The sequence below is a fragment of the Streptomyces sp. NPDC050732 genome (assembly GCF_040654255.1).
Classification (GTDB): Bacteria; Actinomycetota; Actinomycetes; order Streptomycetales; family Streptomycetaceae; genus Streptomyces.
Window position 1 is genome coordinate 287,289 of record NZ_JBFAHP010000003.1, and the last position, 16,301, is coordinate 303,589.

15 protein-coding genes are annotated in these 16,301 nt (G+C 70.1%); 10 read left to right on the plus strand and 5 right to left on the minus strand.

What is annotated here, in order from left to right; translation table 11 throughout:
* Nucleotide 1: 1 nt before the first annotated feature.
* Complete coding sequence (locus AB0H82_RS04755; protein WP_362988784.1) at nt 2-1,267, plus strand: ATP-grasp domain-containing protein; 1,266 nt, start codon at nt 2-4, stop codon at nt 1,265-1,267.
* Here AB0H82_RS04755 and AB0H82_RS04760 read toward each other — a convergent pair.
* The gene (locus tag AB0H82_RS04760; RefSeq protein ID WP_362988786.1) at nt 1,240-1,497 is read right to left on the minus strand and encodes a DUF5133 domain-containing protein; all 258 of its coding nucleotides are present in this window, start codon (nt 1,495-1,497) and stop codon (nt 1,240-1,242) included. The two genes, AB0H82_RS04755 and AB0H82_RS04760, sit on opposite strands and share 28 nt — an antisense overlap.
* Before the next feature lie 333 nt (nt 1,498-1,830).
* On the opposite strand from AB0H82_RS04760, the gene AB0H82_RS04765 reads away from it, so the two are divergent.
* The 7 genes from AB0H82_RS04765 to AB0H82_RS04795 all read left to right on the plus strand — a co-directional run bounded on the left by AB0H82_RS04765 (nt 1,831) and on the right by AB0H82_RS04795 (nt 10,608).
* Complete coding sequence (locus tag AB0H82_RS04765) at nt 1,831-3,753, plus strand: amino acid adenylation domain-containing protein (protein WP_362988788.1); 1,923 nt, start codon at nt 1,831-1,833, stop codon at nt 3,751-3,753.
* 46 nt (nt 3,754-3,799) lie between these two features.
* Nucleotides 3,800-4,753, plus strand: a complete 954-nt coding sequence (locus AB0H82_RS04770; RefSeq protein ID WP_362988790.1) for a chlorinating enzyme — start codon at nt 3,800-3,802, stop codon at nt 4,751-4,753.
* Nucleotides 4,753-5,934, plus strand: a complete 1,182-nt coding sequence (locus AB0H82_RS04775) for an alpha/beta hydrolase (RefSeq protein ID WP_362988792.1) — start codon at nt 4,753-4,755, stop codon at nt 5,932-5,934. The genes AB0H82_RS04770 and AB0H82_RS04775 overlap by 1 nt, the downstream gene beginning before the upstream one ends.
* A complete protein-coding gene (locus AB0H82_RS04780; RefSeq protein ID WP_362988794.1) occupies nt 5,931-7,331 on the plus strand; it encodes an FkbM family methyltransferase in 1,401 nt (466 codons plus the stop codon). The genes AB0H82_RS04775 and AB0H82_RS04780 overlap by 4 nt, the downstream gene beginning before the upstream one ends.
* A 91-nt stretch (nt 7,332-7,422) precedes the next feature.
* Nucleotides 7,423-8,121 (plus strand): alpha/beta fold hydrolase, encoded by a 699-nt coding sequence (locus AB0H82_RS04785; protein WP_362988796.1) that lies wholly within the window; start codon nt 7,423-7,425, stop codon nt 8,119-8,121.
* Nucleotides 8,118-9,311, plus strand: a complete 1,194-nt coding sequence (locus AB0H82_RS04790; RefSeq protein ID WP_362988798.1) for an acyl-CoA dehydrogenase family protein — start codon at nt 8,118-8,120, stop codon at nt 9,309-9,311. The genes AB0H82_RS04785 and AB0H82_RS04790 overlap by 4 nt, the downstream gene beginning before the upstream one ends.
* Nucleotides 9,304-10,608 carry a cation:proton antiporter gene (locus AB0H82_RS04795; protein ID WP_362988800.1) on the plus strand — a complete coding sequence of 435 codons (1,305 nt, stop codon included), beginning with the start codon at nt 9,304-9,306 and terminating at the stop codon, nt 10,606-10,608. Before AB0H82_RS04790 ends, AB0H82_RS04795 begins: the two co-directional genes overlap by 8 nt.
* A gap of 11 nt (nt 10,609-10,619) precedes the next feature.
* Here AB0H82_RS04795 and AB0H82_RS04800 read toward each other — a convergent pair whose 3' ends face one another.
* Together AB0H82_RS04800 and AB0H82_RS04805 are read right to left on the minus strand one after the other, a co-directional pair.
* Nucleotides 10,620-12,323: a hypothetical protein gene (locus AB0H82_RS04800; protein ID WP_362988802.1), complete on the minus strand. Its 1,704-nt coding sequence runs from the start codon at nt 12,321-12,323 to the stop codon at nt 10,620-10,622.
* A gap of 96 nt (nt 12,324-12,419) precedes the next feature.
* Nucleotides 12,420-12,779: a MerR family transcriptional regulator gene (locus AB0H82_RS04805; protein ID WP_362988804.1), complete on the minus strand. Its 360-nt coding sequence runs from the start codon at nt 12,777-12,779 to the stop codon at nt 12,420-12,422.
* Nucleotides 12,780-12,891: 112 nt separating this feature from the next.
* Between AB0H82_RS04805 and AB0H82_RS04810 the strand changes: the two genes are divergently transcribed.
* Nucleotides 12,892-13,488 carry a DsbA family protein gene (locus tag AB0H82_RS04810; RefSeq protein WP_362988806.1) on the plus strand — a complete coding sequence of 199 codons (597 nt, stop codon included), beginning with the start codon at nt 12,892-12,894 and terminating at the stop codon, nt 13,486-13,488.
* A complete protein-coding gene (locus AB0H82_RS04815) occupies nt 13,485-13,826 on the plus strand; it encodes a hypothetical protein (protein ID WP_362988808.1) in 342 nt (113 codons plus the stop codon). Before AB0H82_RS04810 ends, AB0H82_RS04815 begins: the two co-directional genes overlap by 4 nt.
* A gap of 316 nt (nt 13,827-14,142) precedes the next feature.
* Here the strand turns inward: AB0H82_RS04815 and AB0H82_RS04820 are convergent, their stop codons facing one another.
* Complete coding sequence (locus AB0H82_RS04820; protein WP_362988810.1) at nt 14,143-15,198, minus strand: HNH endonuclease; 1,056 nt, start codon at nt 15,196-15,198, stop codon at nt 14,143-14,145.
* Nucleotides 15,199-15,542: 344 nt separating this feature from the next.
* Nucleotides 15,543-16,136: a hypothetical protein gene (locus AB0H82_RS04825; RefSeq protein ID WP_362988812.1), complete on the minus strand. Its 594-nt coding sequence runs from the start codon at nt 16,134-16,136 to the stop codon at nt 15,543-15,545.
* Nucleotides 16,137-16,301 lie beyond the last annotated feature (165 nt).

The window sequence follows — 16,301 nt, forward strand, 5'->3', positions numbered from 1 at the left end:
CATGACCGGGATCGGCAACGCGTTCGTCCAGGTCGGCGCGGCCCGTGACGGCCTGGACCCCTACCTCGACTGTGCCCGGCGGCGCGACATGCCGGCCGTCCTGGTGGAGACACCCGCCTACCTCAGCTGGCGTCGCGCGCTGCGCCGCAAGCCCTTCGACGCGGAACTGGCGGTGCGAGCCCCGGAGGACCCGGCGCAAGTGGCGGCCGCGCTGAGCGCCGCCGGGGTGGCTCCCGCACTGGTGCTCGCCGGTTTCGACCGGTACACCGAAAGCGCGCTGCGCCTGGCGGCCACTGCGCACGTGAGGCCATGGCCGCACGTCGGAACCAGCTTCCGGGCACCGGACAAAGCCGGACAGCGCGCGGCGCTGAGCCGGCACGCCCCCACGGTCCGCCAGCCGAAGTACGCACAGGTGACAGCCGACGAAACCTGGTCAGCGCTGCGGGAGTTGTCGTTCCCGCAAGTAGTCAAACCTGTCGACGGGGGCGGCGGCCTCGGTGTGCATCTGGTAGGCGACGAGGCCGAACGGGACCGGGCCCTGCACCGGATCGGTGCCGCGGCCAACTTCGGAGGAGCCGCTTTCGCCGACGTCCTGGTGGAAGAACAAGTGGTGGGCAACGAGTACTCACTGCAGTGCCTCGCCTGGGAAGGCAAGGCACATCTGCTGTCGATGTGCGAGAAGGTCGTCCTGACCGAGGAGGACGGGGAATCGCGAGGATTCAGGGAATGCGGTCACATGGCCACGGCCGGTGACAACGCGCCATTACGCTTCCGGGAGCTGGCGCAATGGTGTGCGGAGGCCACCGGCTATCGCGAGGGCCCCTTCCACATCGACCTGATCGACACCGCCGAGGGACCGTATTTCCTGGAGATGGGGTTCCGGCTCTCCGGCTTCGGCCTGGTCTCCTTCGTCGAGTACGCCACCGGCCTGGACTGGGCGGAACGGGTCTTCACCGCCCACGCGGATCGTCAAGAGCCCGTCGCGCCGGCCTGCGACCCGCCGCACCGCACCGTCGCCCAGCTCGTCGCGACGCGGCCGCAGCAGCTGGCCATCGGCCGAGCATGGGCTGCCTGTGATCCCCGGGTCAGCGTGACGGCCGCGCCCGCCACGCCGGACCTCCGGCTGTTCACCGCATCCGACCTCGCCGCTCTTGCCGCCGACCGCGAACGCCATGCCACGATCCTGGGCACCGTGCGGATGGAGGACGTCCGTACCGACCGCCTGCGCGACCGACTCCGCTACTGCGCCACCGGCGGGCGGCGGTAAGTCCCTTCGGGGCGCTGCTTCCGCCACGCGGGACCGGCTGCCGCCAGGATCTCGTCGGCAGCAGCGATCGCCTCGCTGATGGAGCGGGTCCCGGTCACCGCACACAGCATGTGGGTCACGTCCGCCAGCTCCCGCTGCCACGCGGGGGCGGGCTTCTCCGCGAGCGCGATGCGTGCGTTCGCGTAGCGGGCGAGCAAGGTCCTCACACGGCGCGGTTCCGGCTTCGACACGACCAAGGGCTCCTTCCAGGCACGTTCTTCTTTTAGACGTGCTTCAGCGCCGTACGTGTTCCCCCGAAAAGCCGACGTATGCCGAGCCGATGGTCGGGACGGTCGCCAGTGGCCGGTTCTCCGCGTGGAGCGAATTGCGTGTTTTCGCCCTTGCGTGGGCGGCGCGGCCGGATGAGGATGCACATCTGTGGTCGAGGTGCCGTCCAAAGGGTCAGGTGGGTCACCGGTACCGTTCAGTGGTGTCTCCGCCCGCAAAGCCCGCATGCGGCGCGCGTCCGCGTCCGGTGGTTCAACGACGCCGTCCATTGTTCCGTCGAGAAGGATGGATACAGGGTGGAGCCAGGGCAACAGACACTCGTCGAGCTGTTCGAAGGGATCGTCTCGCGCTTTCCCGCCCGGGTGGCGGTGACGGCCGACGACCGTGAACTCACCTACCGGGAACTCGACCGCAGGGCCACCGCGGTCGCCCAGCGCCTGCGACATTCGGGAGCCGGGACCGGCTCCCTGATCGGCTTGCTGGCACCACGCACCAGCGCACTCGCGGTCGGCATCCTCGGCATCCTCAAGTCCGGTGCCGCCTACGTCCCCTTGGACCCCGGCTATCCGGAGGAGCGGATCGCCTGGACGCTCCAGGACAGCGCCGTCACGCATCTCGTCACCACCACCGAACTCGCCGACCGTTCCCTGGCCCCAGACGTCGACGTGGTCGTGCTCGACGCCTCGGAGACGCAGGCGGAGGCGGAGGCGGAGACCGGAGCGGCCCTGGACGCCGAGCCCGCATCGGCCGGAGCGGGCGCGGACGACCTGGCGTACGTCATCCACACCTCCGGATCGACGGGTCTGCCCAAGGGCGTCCAGGTGGAACACCGCAACGTCGTGCGGCTCTTCGACGTCACGCGTGACTGGTTCGGCTTCGACGAGACCGACGTATGGACCCTGTGCCACTCCGCGGCCTTCGACTTCTCCGTCTGGGAGTTCTGGGGCGCGCTGCTGTTCGGCGGCCGCCTCGTCGTCGTCCCGCAGGTGACCGCCCGCTCGCCGCAGACCCTGCACGCGCTGCTGCGCGAGCAACGGGTGACGGTCCTCAGCCAGACACCTTCCGCGTTCGTCCGCCTGGTCGCGGCCGACGAGCAGGCCGAGCGGCCGCTCACCGACCTGCGGGTGGTGGTGTTCGGCGGCGAGCGGCTCGAACCGGCCCAGCTCCGCGGCTGGTTCGCCCGGCACGGCGACGAGCATCCCCGCCTGGTGAACATGTACGGCATCACCGAGGCGACCGTGCACGCCTCGTACCGACCGGTCACCGTCGCCGACATCGCCCCGGAGACCGACTCCGTCCCGGAGACCGACACCGTCCCCGAGACCGGCACCACCGCACTTGGCGTCAGCCCGATCGGCATACCCCTGCCGGATCTCGACTTCCACGTATGTGACGAGGACGGCGGGCAGGTCGCCGACGGCACCCCCGGAGAGCTGTACCTCTCCGGTGCGGGGCTGGCCCGCGGCTACCTCGGCCGCCCGGAACTGGACAAGGAACGCTTCCTCGAACTGCGTGGCCCCGACGGCACGGTGAAGCGCTGCTACCGCACCGGAGACCGGGTCGTGGCACTCCCGGACGGCGGCTACGGCTACCTCGGCCGCACCGACGACCAGCTGAAGATCCGCGGCTACCGGGTCGAACCCGGCGAGATCGAAGCCGTCCTCCTCGCGGAAGCGGACGTCTCCGCCGCCGTGGCCGTCGCGCACAGCTACGGAGACGGCGACGTCCGCGTCGTGGCGTACCTCGCCTCCGACATCCCGGCGGACGTCCTGGCCCCTCGACTCGGTGAGCGTGCCGCGACGGCCCTGCCCCCGCACATGCGCCCCTCGGCCTACGTCGTCCTGCGCGAGCTGCCACTGACCCCGAACGGCAAGGTCGACAAGAGCAGGCTCCCGGAGCCGACCGCCGAGGCGGCCCTCGCACCGGTCACCGTCGACACAGCCGACATCGCCGGTCCCGGTGAGGCCGCCGGACCCACCGCAACCGAGCGGCGGATCGCACAGATCTGGCGGTCCGTCCTGGACCTGGCCGAGGTCGGCCTGGACACCGACTTCTTCGACCTCGGGGGCACCTCCCTCTCCCTGCTGCGCATGTTCGCCCAGACCAACGAGGAGTTCGGCACGGACCTCGACATCACCGTGCTCATCGACGGTGCCACGGTGTCCGCCCTGGCCCGCCACATCGACTCCGCGCTGTCCGCCGCCCCGCCCACTTCGTGAACGTCTGCACAGGTCCTGCCGCACCACAACCACCCCGGAGGGACGCATGACCGCGCAGTCCGACTTCTCCCTGAGCCCCGAAGACGTCGCCGCCTTCCACCGCGACGGCTACGCGGGCCCCTTCACGCTGTACGCACCGGACAAGGCCAAGAAGGCGTGGGGACGCACCCGCCTCGAACTCCTGGACCGCAGCGCGGCCGTCTACAACGAGGAAGCGGCCGTGTCGGGGGCGACGAACATCTCCAACTACGACCGCCATCTCGACCACCCGATGCTGGCCGACCACATCACCCGTCCCGAGATCGTGCACCGCGTCGCCTCGGTCCTCGGCCCCGACGTGCTGTGCTGGCGCACCGAGTTCTTCCCCAAGTACCCGGGCGACGAGGGCACCGACTGGCACCAGGCGGACACCTTCGCCAACGCCTCGGGCACACCGCAGATCCAGTGGCCCGGCGGCTCCGACTTCGGCGGCACCATCACGGTGTGGTGCGCCTTCACCGAGGCCAGCGCCGACATGGGCTGCCTGCAGTTCATCCCCGGCACGCACCGCACCATGTTCTACGACGAGACCAAACGCATGCACTACGCGCCGGAGCGCAACACCGCCGTCGACAAGGACGGCGTCCGGCGCGGCTTCTTCGGCTACGACTACCGGGAACTGCAGATCGACCCGGACTGGAAGCCCGACGAGTCCCGAGCGGTCTCCATGGAGATGCGGGCGGGCCAGTTCATCATGTTCTGGTCCACCCTCATGCACGCCTCGCACCCGCACCAGGGCCGCACCCGGGACATGCGCATGGGCTTCGCCGCCCGTTACGTGCCCACGTCCGTACAGATCTACCCGGGCTCCTCCTCGATCGAGGAGTACGGCGGCCGGGTGAGCCTCGACCGGTACGGAGCGGTGCTGGTCAGCGGAGAGGACACGTACGGCCACAACCGGCTGGCCGAACGCACCACCCGCGACCACCCCTTCGCCCCCCGCCCGCCGGCCGGAGTGTGATGCGGACGGCAACCACTACGGGGGGCGGGACCTCACCGGCCGCGCTCGCCCGTGCCCTGCTCGACACAGCCTCGATCATCCGTGCCGTACCGGGCCCGATGCGGGTGGCGCCGACAGAACCGGTCGCCACCGGGCACCTGCCTCCCGCACAGGACCTCCTCGACCGGCTGACCACCGCCCTCGGCCTGCCCGGACTCGACCTGGTGGAGGCCCCCGACCGGCTCACCGCCGTGGAACTCGCGGTCAGCCGGCGGCTGGCACTGCGCCCGCCCGGCGCCGTGGCCGAGGACGAGGTGAGGCAGGCGGCACGGGCGGCGCTCGCCGCCTTCCCCGGCCCTGCCGTCGTGGTCCCCGCCCGGGACGGCACACCGCTCCGCTGCTGGGTCGCGGGCCCCCGGGACGCGCCCGCCGTCGCTCTCGTCAGCGCCTGCGGCATGCCCGTCGGTCTCGCAGCGAAGTGGCTGTCCGCCCTGTCCGCGGAGCACCGTGTCGTGACCTGGGAGAGCCGGAACCTGTTCGCGGCGGACGACGGCACGGGGCTCGGTGAGGCGGGCGGGCACACGCTCGACGCGCAGAGCGCGGACGTGCTGGACGTGCTGGACGGTTTCGGCATCGCCCACGCCCACGCGCTGGGGCTGTGCGGGGGAGCGGTGATCGCCCTCGCGGCGGCGGCCCGGTCGGACCGGATCACCTCGCTGAGCCTGTGGCACGGTGACTACGAACTCGGCGGCGACGCACCCAAGACGGCCCACCAGCAGGACATCGAGGCACTGCTGGCCATGGTCTCCCGGGGCCGTACGCAGGCGGCGGCGATGCACCGGATGATGAGCCGGCCCAGCACCCTGGACACCCTGCGCCCCGACATCGCCCACCACCTCATCCATCCGTACGCCACACCGGACCTGCTCCACCGCTACGGCCTCCTGAACGGCGCCCTCATGACCGCCGACTGCCGAGGGCTGCTCGACGCGCCCCAGCCGACCCTCGTCGTCACCAGCCACCGGGACACCACGGCCCACCCCGCGGGCTCGGCGTACGTCGCCCGGCGCCTGCCGCGGGCCGAGCTGCGCACCCTGCCCCACGGAGACCACCTCACCGCCTTCGACGCGGCCGGCGAACTGGTCGCCCTGGCCCGTGACTTCCTGCACACCGTGACCGTCCCCGACCGGAGGGGCACATGAGCGAGACGGCCGATCACACCCGGCACGAGCAGCTGGCCCACGTGCTCAGGGAACACCCCGCGGTCACCGACGCGGTCGTCACCGACGGACCCGACGGCCGGGCGCACGCACACCTCGTGCCCGATCCCGTCGCGGCACCGGTCCTGCACCGGTCCGTCGCCCTCCAGGCCGGCGGCCGGCTCGGCGGCCTCGGCTGGCACGAACCCGACGGCGAGATCCGGGTCGCCGGTATCAACCGCCGCGAGACCGACTTCCTCCACCGCGAGATCGTCACCGACGACTCCTACTTCCGGCACGGCATCACCCTGCCCCCCGGCGCCGTCGTCGTGGACGTCGGAGCGAACATCGGCATGTTCACGCTCCACGCCGCCCGGCGCAGCCCCGGCGCCCGGATCATCGCCGTCGAACCGGTCACGGAACTCGCCGACGCCGTCGCGCTCAACGCCGAGTTGCACGACGTCGACGCCACCGTGCTGCGGACCGCACTGGGCCGCACCGACGGCGAGACCGCGTTCACCTTCTACCCCCACAACACCGTGATGTCGGGGCGGTTCGCGGACGCGTCGGACGATCCCGACGTACTCAGGGACTACCTGCTCACCGGCGAGGAGGCGCACCGGGGCGAGCACCTCGACCGGCTGGTGACCGACCGGATGGCCGCACAGGTCCGCCGGGTCCCCGTGACCACTCTCTCCGCCGTCGTACGCGAGCACGGACTCACCCGCGTCGACCTGCTGAAGATCGACGTGGAGAAGGCCGAGGCCGAGGTCCTCGACGGGATCGACGACACCGTATGGCCGTCTATCGAGCGGATCGTGATGGAGGTCCACGACATCGACGAACGCCTCGCGGCCGTCCTCACCCGACTGCGCGCCCGCGGCTTCCACGTCACCGTCGAACAGGACCCCCGGCTCGCCCGCACCCCCTGCCACAACGTGTACGCCAGACGCCCCGAGGCCGACACCGAGGCCGCGCCCCCCACCACGGCGGCCGGCGTCCCGACCCTGCGCAGGCTGGAGGAGGAACTGCGCGAACTGCTGGCACGGCGCATGCCCTCGGCGACACCGCCCGACCGCTACACCCTCGCCACCGACCCGACAGCCACCGATGCCCGTCGGCCCGCCGCACCACAGCCCGCCTCCGCATCCCCGCGGGTCGCCGTCCTCGCCCGGATCTGGAGCGAACTGTTCGGCCCAAACTCCGTACGGCCGGACGCGGACTTCTTCGACCTCGGCGGCAACTCCCTGACCGCCGTACGCCTGATGGCGGCCGTGGAGGGCGAACTCGGCGAGGACGCCCTCACCCCCGACCTGATCTTCACCGACAGCACCTTCGGCGCGCTGGCCGCCGCCGTCGAGGGGCCCCCGCCCGTCCCGAGCCGCACGGAAACCGGGTAGGAGCGTGGCGGCCGGGACGCGCACCGAAGAGTCCGGACGGTGGTTCCACCGCCCGCGGCCCCGGCCCGAAGCCCGGATCAGGCTGGTCTGCGTGCCCCACGCCGGAGCGGGAGCGGCGGTGTACGGTCCCTGGGCCGACCGGCTCCCCGCCCATACCGAACTGCTGGCCGTACGGCTGCCGGGGCGGGAGAACCGGCTGCGGGAACGGCCCGCGCGGGACTGGCCGTCGCTGGCCCGGGACTTCGCCACCGCGCTGACGGCCCAAGTCCCCTCGCCGTACGTGCTGTTCGGGCACAGCATGGGCGCGATGCTCGTCTACGAGACCGTCGTACGCCCCCTCGCCCGGCCACCCGTCCGGGCCCTGCTCTCCGGATGCCGCGCGCCGCAGGTACCGCGCGCGCTCCCCGCCATCCACGGGCTGCCGCCGGAGCGGTTCCACGCGGAGCTGGGCAGACTCGCGGGCACCTCCGCGGACGTGCTCGCCGACCCCCGTCTGATGGCCCTGCTCGGCCCGACGCTCCGCGCGGACATCCGGCTCGCCGAGACCTGGGCGCATGCGACACCCGATCCGCTGCCCGTGCCCGTCACCGCGTTCTGCGGCACGGACGACGAGGTGGCCCCACCGGATGCGGTGGCCGCCTGGCGCACCCTGGCACCGCACGGCTTCCGCGAACACCGCGTCGGAGGCGGCCACTTCTACCCGCACGAGCGCGCCCACGACCTGCTCGGACCGCTGGCCGACGAGATCTCGCTGTGCCTGGGGGAGCGACGAAGGAGCGACGGACCGTGAAGTCACCGTATTTCGACGAAGGCCACGCCGCTTTCCGCGAGGAGGTCCGCGCCTTCCTGCGCACGGAGGTGCTGCCGTACGCCGCCCGCTGGGAGGAGACGGACACCGTACCCGCCCACGCGTGGAAGCTGTTCGGCGAGCGCGGCTACCTGGGACTCCTGTACCCGCGGGCCGTCGGAGGCGGCGACCGCGACCTGTTCACCTCCGTCGTCTTCCTGGAAGAACTCGGCCGCCTCGGGTACGGCGGGCTGCGCGCCGCCGTCTCCGTACACGCGTACATGGCCACCCACTACCTCTCCCGCACGGGTGGCCACGACCTCGCCCAGGAGTATCTGGCGCCCGCCGTGCGGGGCGAGCGCGTGGCGGCACTGGCGATCACCGAACCGGACGCGGGCGCCGACCTGGCGGGCATCGGCACCACGGCCGTCCGGGACGGCGACCACTTCGTCGTCGACGGCACCAAGGCGATGGTCAGCAACGGAATGACCGCGGACTTCCTCGTCACCGCGGTGCGCACCGCCGCGGCCGGTCCCCGGGGCACGACCGGGCTGTCGCTGCTGGTCGTCGACACCGCGCTGCCCGGCGTCGCCCGTGTCCCGCGGCGCACGCTCGGCTGGCGGTCGGCCGGCACGGCCGCGATCACCTTCGACGCCGTCAGGGTCCCCGCCGACCGGCTCGTCGGCCGTATCGGCAACGGCTTCTACTACCTGCTGCGCGGGCTGCAACTGGAACGCCTGGTCGCCGCCACCCTGGCACTCGGCGGCATGGACCGCGGCCTGGACGAACTGCGCGGCCACCTGCGGTCCAGGAACGTCGCCGGCGAGGCCCTGGCCCGCAAGCAGGCGCTCGTCCACCGCGTCGCCGACCTGGCCACCGAACTCGCGGCGGCCCGGCAACTCGTGCACCACACCGCGTGGCTGTACGAGCAGGGCGAACTGCCCGCCGTGGAGTGCTCCATGGCCAAACTCCACACCACCGAACTGGCCTGCAGGCTGGCCGACACCGCCCTGCAGCTGCAGGGTTCGCACGGCTATGTGGAGGACTCCTTCGCCGCCCGCGCCCAGCGTGACGCCCGCGCCGCGACCATCGCCGCCGGGCCCAGCGAGGTCATGCGCGACCTCATCGGCCAGACCGTCCTCAGCCTCCCGGCCGACTCCACCGCGCCTCGGCCGGGACGTATCGATGGGTGATCAGACCGCCTACTTCTTCCTGGCGCTGGCGCTCGTGCTGGGCATGGCACGGCTGTGCGCGGCGGGCGCCCGCAGACTGGGGCAGCCCGCCGTGGTCGGCGAGATCATCGCCGGAGTCCTGCTCGGCTCGACCCTGCTGTCCCCCGCGCGGAGCTGGCGGGACGCCGTCCCGTACGACGAGATCCAGCCGCTCCTGGGAGCGCTGGCCGACGTCGGGCTCGCCCTGTTCATGTTCGTCATCGGCTACGAGACGGACTCCGCGTACCTGCGCACCAGCGGCCGTACCACCCTGTGCGTCGCGACGGGTTCGGTCCTGCTGCCGCTGGCCGGCGGCTGTCTCGTGGCACTGCCGTACGCGGCGGGCCACGGCCCCTCCGGCGCACCGGGATTCGTGCTGTTCACCGGCGTGGCGCTGTCGGTCACCGCCTTCCCGGTGCTGGCACGGATCCTCGCCGACCAACGGCTCAACCGCACCGCCACCGGACGGACCGCCATGGCCGCCGCGGGGGTGAACGACCTGGCCGCCTGGGCCTGCCTGGCCGTCGTCGTCGCGCTCTTCGGCACCGCCGAGTCCTGGCGCATGGCGTTCGTGCCGGTCTATCTCGGACTGCTCGTTCTGGGGGTCCGGCCGCTCGCCGCACGGTTCCTGAAGGGCGGCGCGGGCGGGGCGCCGGAACCGGTGGGCGCCGTGGTGGTGGTCGCCGCGGGCCTCATGGCCTCCTGCGCGGCCACGGAATGGATGGGCGTCCACTTCGTCTTCGGGGCGTTCGCCTTCGGCGCGGTCATGCCCCGGCAGGGCGACGAGGACCGGATGCGGGTGGCTGTCATGGACGGACTGGAGAAATCGGCCACTCAGATCCTGCTGCCCGTCTACTTCGTGGTCGCCGGAACCCGCGTCGACCTGACCGCGTTCCGGCCGGTGTACGTCGTGGAGCTCGCGGTGATGCTGACGGTCGCCGTCGTGACGAAGATGGCCGGGGCCGGCCTGGGAGCCGTCGTGGCCGGGCTGCCCCGACGCGAAGTGATGACCCTCTCCGTGCTGATGAACACCCGCGGACTCACCGAGGTGGTCATCCTCACCGTCGGGCTCCAACTGCGCTTCATCGACCAGGCGTTCTACTCGATCCTCGTGATGATGGCGATCCTGACCACCGTCATGACAGGACCGCTGCTCCTCGCCTGCCGTGTCACGGAAGGGGACGGCACGCCCGCGGAGAAGGAGGCGGATCGCACTCCCGGGCCGGTGACAGACGGCCGTACGGACCCCCGCCCCGCACCGCCGAAGAAGCGGCCCTGACGCACCCGGTCTCAGGCAGGCCGCACGGTCTCGTCCCGGATGCTGGTGCGCAGCAACCCCGCACGGTGCAGGCGCTGTTCGAGCTCCAGCACATCCTGCGCCGCCTGCCGCGGGCACGGGGCCGCCACCCCGATCAGGCCCCAGCGCCCCGCCACCGACGTGATCGCCCGGGCCCACCCGTCGGGCCCGGGACGGCCGAGACCGTCCTGCAACCGCTTCAGGTCCGTCTCGGCGGTCGGCCGCACCACCTTCGTCGCCGCGTACACCCCTTCCCGCCTGCCGAGCACGTTCCTCGCGTCGGCGAGAAACGCCCGGACGTATTCGGCGCCGTTCGACGACAGATTCAAGTCCTGCATGGCGACCACCGGATCCTGCCCGAAGCGGCCACCCAGGTGGGCGATGGCGAAGTCCACGCCACCCTTGATGAACCCCAGATCGCGCCCCGCACCTCGGAACGCACCGTGCAGCGCCGCCATGCCCTCTCGCACGGCACGGAACTGCTCGGGCGTGATGCCGAACCGGGCACAGGTGTCGCCGTCGATATAGACGCTGCCCTCCCAGACACTGCCCTTGGTGATCTGCATTGTGCCGCCCTCGGCGAGCTGTCCCGCCACCACGTGCGTGGAAGGCGCCAGGATGAACTCGTAACCGGGGACGCGGTGGCGCAGGTAGTGGGTGTGCGCCTCCAGGACGTAGTCCTCGTCGGTCTCCATCGCCTGGCCCGCCAGCGCGTCCAGCGCCGCGTCGTCGTCCAACGGCACCGCGATGCGGATGCGGCTGCCGGTCAGCGCCTCGGCGGGCTTGAAACAGCCCAGCGGCAGCCCGTAGCGCTCGCGCAGCAGTCGGGCGGCCGTGCGCACCCGGTCGCGCAGCAGCGCCTCGTCGGCCCCGGCCCGGGTGATCGAGTAGCCGGGCAGCCGCGGCAGGAGAACGCCGAACTCCCGGTGGAACGCGGTCGCCTCTGCCTCGGTGGCGAGGGTGGCGTACGGGTCGTCATCCGGTCGTGGCGCGGGCACGTCCACCGCGTCCTCGACCGTCGGATACAGCGTCGTCTTGCGGTTCCACCGCTCGGCGATCTCCGGCCCGTTGGCGTCCACGCGCAACCGTTCCAGGCCCGCCGCGCGCTTCAGCCACAGCAGCAGCACCCGCGCCTCGGGGTCGATGGCGAAGAGCCGCACCACCGTCTGCGGCGCCGCGCGCAGCTGTCGGATCAGCTGCTCCAGCGGTGCGGCCGGCCGGTCCGGGGGAGAGGCGACCGCCATCGCGAGCAGTGCGTGGCTCAGGTAGTAATAGCGCATCTCGGGAACCTGTACGGGAACCGCCTCGGACGCCGCCACCGCCTGCTGCCACGGCTCCCCGCGCCCCACGACCAGGTCGCCCGGCGCGGCCAGGTACACCGACCGCGCCTCGTTGTACGCGGCGAAGTCGTCCGGCGAACCGCCCTGCACCAAGTGGGCCACGTCGGCCTCGAAGCAGCCCTTCAGTGTGGACGCGGTACCGAGCACGATGGCCGGCACCTGTCCGCAGGGCGCGCCGAACGGCTGCAGCTCGGCACGGGCCGCCTCCGTGGCGCCGGCCAGATCCAGCCCGATCAGGCGCAGCGAGACCTGCTCCAGTTCCGCACGCGACAGCAGCTCGGGCCCCATGCAGAACCCTTCCCACGCCAGCGCTCTGCCCCGGTGGGCGACGGTCTGCTTCTGGTCCTGTCCCTGCATGCACGGCTCCCGAAGTCAGAGCGGAAAGCGACGGGTTGATCACACTCGGTGTATCACACGCAGGATAACCGGACCGCCCGCCGACCATGCCGCTGCTTACGGGGCCTCGCCGGGCAGGGCCGTTTCGACGCGGAGTGCCTGCAGGGTGTCGAGTTCGCGGTCGATGTCGCGCCGCTTGGCCTCCAGGCGTTCGGCCTGCTCGGCGAAGAGCTGCTCCATGACGCCGTTGCGCTCCTCGGGCGGGGCCTCCATGCAGGGGAGTACTTCGTCGATGGTGGTGCTGCCCAGGCCGGCGGCGAACAGGTGCTGGATCATGACGACCCGCTCCACCATCGAGCTGTCGAAGTCGCGCCACCCGCCGGGGGTGCGCTCGGAGCGTATGAGCCCGTGCGCCTCGTAGTACCGCAGGGAGCGGGTGCTGACGCCGCTGGCGGCCGCCAGCTCACCGATGCGCATGAGACCTCCTGAACTGTTCGCCGACTTCCGTTCCTTGAAGTTGACACCGGCGTGAAGTTACACGATTTGGGTGTCGCACCCACCGGGGTGCCTCGGAGGGCCGGAGGCCACCGTGACTGTTCAGATCCATCTGTGGTCGGACTACGTCTGCCCGTTCTGCCTGCTCGCCGACGAGCTGGTCGAGCGCGCGATCACCGATCGGCCCGACGTCGAAGTCATCCACCACGCCCACGAGTTGCGTACCCGGCCAACACCCACCCTGCGGCCGGAGGACCCGTACCTGCCCGACATCTGGGAGCGTGCCGTCTACCCCATGGCACGCCACCATCAGATACCGCTGCGGTTGCCGACCGTCTCGCCGCAGCCCTACACCGAACTGGCCTTCCGGGGCGCGCAGTACGCCGCGGAGCGGGGGCGGGCCCACGCCTACCACCGTCGCGTGATGACGGCGTTCTTCCGCGAGGACCTCGACATCGGGGACCGCGCGGTCCTGGCCCGCCTGGCCGAGGAGACCGGACTCGACCCGGCCGCCTACACAGCGGCCCTCGACGAGCAGGAGTACGCGGAGCGGCACCGGAGGGCACTGGCCGAGTCGGCGCGGATGAACATCACCGTCGTACCCACGATCGTCATCGGCACCCGCCGCATCGAAGGCGTCGCCACCGAAGGCATGATCCGCCGGACCCTGCGCGAAGCGACCGCCGCATGAGCGCGGACACGACCCGGCTCACGCTTCTCATGGCCGACGCCGTGGAAACCTGCGTCCGCCGGGTCGAGTCCGGCGGGGTGCCCTTCGTCGGACTCCTCGTCACGGACGACGGGTGGGTCTCCGACCCTGGCGTGAACCTCGTCCACGAGACCGGCGACCCCACCGCCCACGCGGAGATCGTCGCGTGGGGCTTCGACTACCGGGGCGGCTACGACGCCGACGGAACCGATGCTCTGCCCCTGGCGGCAGCGTCCCGCCACCTCCCCGTGGAACGGGCCCTGGCCCCCTTCCTCCGCTACACCGCCCTGCACCGCGACGACTTCACCCACCACGCGTAGCCCATCCGAGCAGTCCACCCACCAGCGACGGTCACGAACCGCTCACCGGGTCGTACCAATCCGTTTATCGGATTGGTAATCCGGGGGAGTGGGTGACCTTGGGTCTGTGTGCCGCTGAGGTGGTGCGATGACCCGAGGGTGTGCGTGGTTGTCCGCCACTGTTCGCTGGCGTTGTCACGCAGTTAGACACTCAGCGCTTCGAGGTTCATTCGACAGGGCAGTCCAGCCGAAGCGTGGGCTGCCCCCGGTGTCTCCTCTTGGTCCTCCGTAGCTATGTGGTTCGTTCGGCAGAGGTCGTACAAGCCACATCAAGGCCCTAGAGGGACGATGCGGTTCGTCGGCTCGGTCCGGGCTCCTGCTGGGAAGGGATGCGCGTCTCGCCTCGATTCAAGGTCTCCTGGATGAGGTTCCGGAGTTCGCCAGGCGTGGGCCACGGGGCGCGGCGGTGAATCATCCTGTGGCAGTTGGCGCAGATCAGAGCGAGATCACTGAGCTTGGTCCGCCCCTCGCCGGCCTCGTGCAGAGGCACAACGTGATGGCACTCGATGTACCCGGCGCCCCGCGGGCCGTAGGTCGCCTCGAAATCGAAACCACATGCCTCACAGGCTAGTCGGCGTCCCTGGCGCAAGACGGCATCGATCTTCCTCTTGCGCAAGCCCTTGTCTCGCTCGCGGCTTTTGTGACGGCGGATCAGCAACCTACCCTCAGGTGCGCTGTAGTCGTCTTCCTCCTCGGCTTCTGCGGGCAGATCTTGGAGTTCTCCTGTGGTGAGGCCGCGCCGGATGAGCTGGGCTACCTCAGCCATCTCTGCCGGGCGGGCCAGGAAGTCGTTCATGACTTCGACATCAAGCGCGTTGCCGTTCGTGGGCTTCCCCTGGTAGTCCGGGTGCCGGGAAGTGATGTCTACCGTTTTGCGAGCTACGCCGTTGGGGTTCCGGAACAGCTCGTTACGTAGTTCTTCAGGGTGGATCGGCATGCTTTGGAGCAGTGCGGACAGCTCGATCACGCGTGGGTCGTTGAACTCCAGTCGCTTCCAGCCGTTCGTCATCGCTAGGTCGCAGGCGAGGATGATCTCGTCACGCGTCCAGTCGGGGCTTCGAGACGAACGGATCACGAAGCCGAGTCGGGCGAGCCACCTGGCGGCGTGCGACCGTCCTCCGCTCAACTCGTCCGGCCTCAGCGCTCGGCCCTGATCGAACTTGTGGGCCACGCCAGCGATGGCCTTGGAGTCGTATGTCCGGTCCTCGTGTATGAGCAGGTACCCGGTCGCTGGCTTGTACCCATACGCGGACAGGAACCTGTCCCGCCCCAACTCGTCATACTCCGCTATGGCCTTGAGGACACCATCTTGGCTGATCGCACCTTTGCGCATGGTGAAAGCGTAGAGGGAGGCACTGACAGTCCAGGCGAGTATCTGTCCTCAGACCGCGCACAGTTGATCGCTCGGCATGGGCGAGCGCGGTTCCGCCTGGCACCCGCCTTAGGAGTGAGGTTGGAGGATCACCGAAGTGACTTGGAGATCCCTGCCTTGGGCAACGTGGGGCGGTACGCACTTCGGCGCACCTTGGTTCCCCGAGACTCCGCCTCCGGTCTGGCACGCCAGCGGCACGACCGGCGGCCCCCTCGATGCGAACTACGGGCGGGGAAGTCAGTGGCGTCTACACGGCTGGTCAGTTGTGTGTCGTTGCTGTACATCGGTACTGTGCGGCACGCTTGTCACTCGACCGCTACGACCTCGTTCATGGCCACTTGAGCTGCGGTGAGAAATTCCCCCTGCGCCTCAGATAAGGACTGGATAGCCTCCTTGAGTTCGCGGTTATACCTGGCAGCTTCATCCAACGAATCCAACGCTGCAGCAGCTGAGGCTACGAGCAGTGTCAGCCTTACTTGGATTACTGATGCGCGAATTCCTACCTCGGCAGGCCCTTCTATCTGCACAACCGCCGTGCTGTGAAGCGCGTCAGAGGTTGCCTCATGCGCTTCTTCCAGTAACTGGCGCGTTGATTCCCTACCCCCCTGGCCTCGACCTACTTCCGCGTTGACCTTGCTGAACACGAGCAGGACTTTTTGGGATTTAGCATGGAAATCCACATATGCGCTTTGGCGGCGATCTCTGCGCCACCTGTAATGCTCAATTTGTAAATCACGCAGATGCGTTCGCTCAGCCGCCTGTTCCTGGCGGATTTGCTGTCTTTCGGTGACAGCTTCTCTTCTGCGCTCGATTCTGGCGTTCATGAATCCAGTCAGACCGCCGCCGGCTAGCGCACCGACTATCCCTACTATCGACAGAAGAAGTGGCGAATTGGTCATGCTGGCGATTATGCCGCAGCGTTGTCGATGTCGATGAGGGTTTTGAACAATCAGCGACCGACCTGCTGCCAGCGGAGGTCGGTGGAGCGGCTTTGGGCGGGAGCTGCTTTGGGGCGAGTGATCATGGCCCCTTAAGCTCATCGCGATTCGGGCAGTCAGTGGACC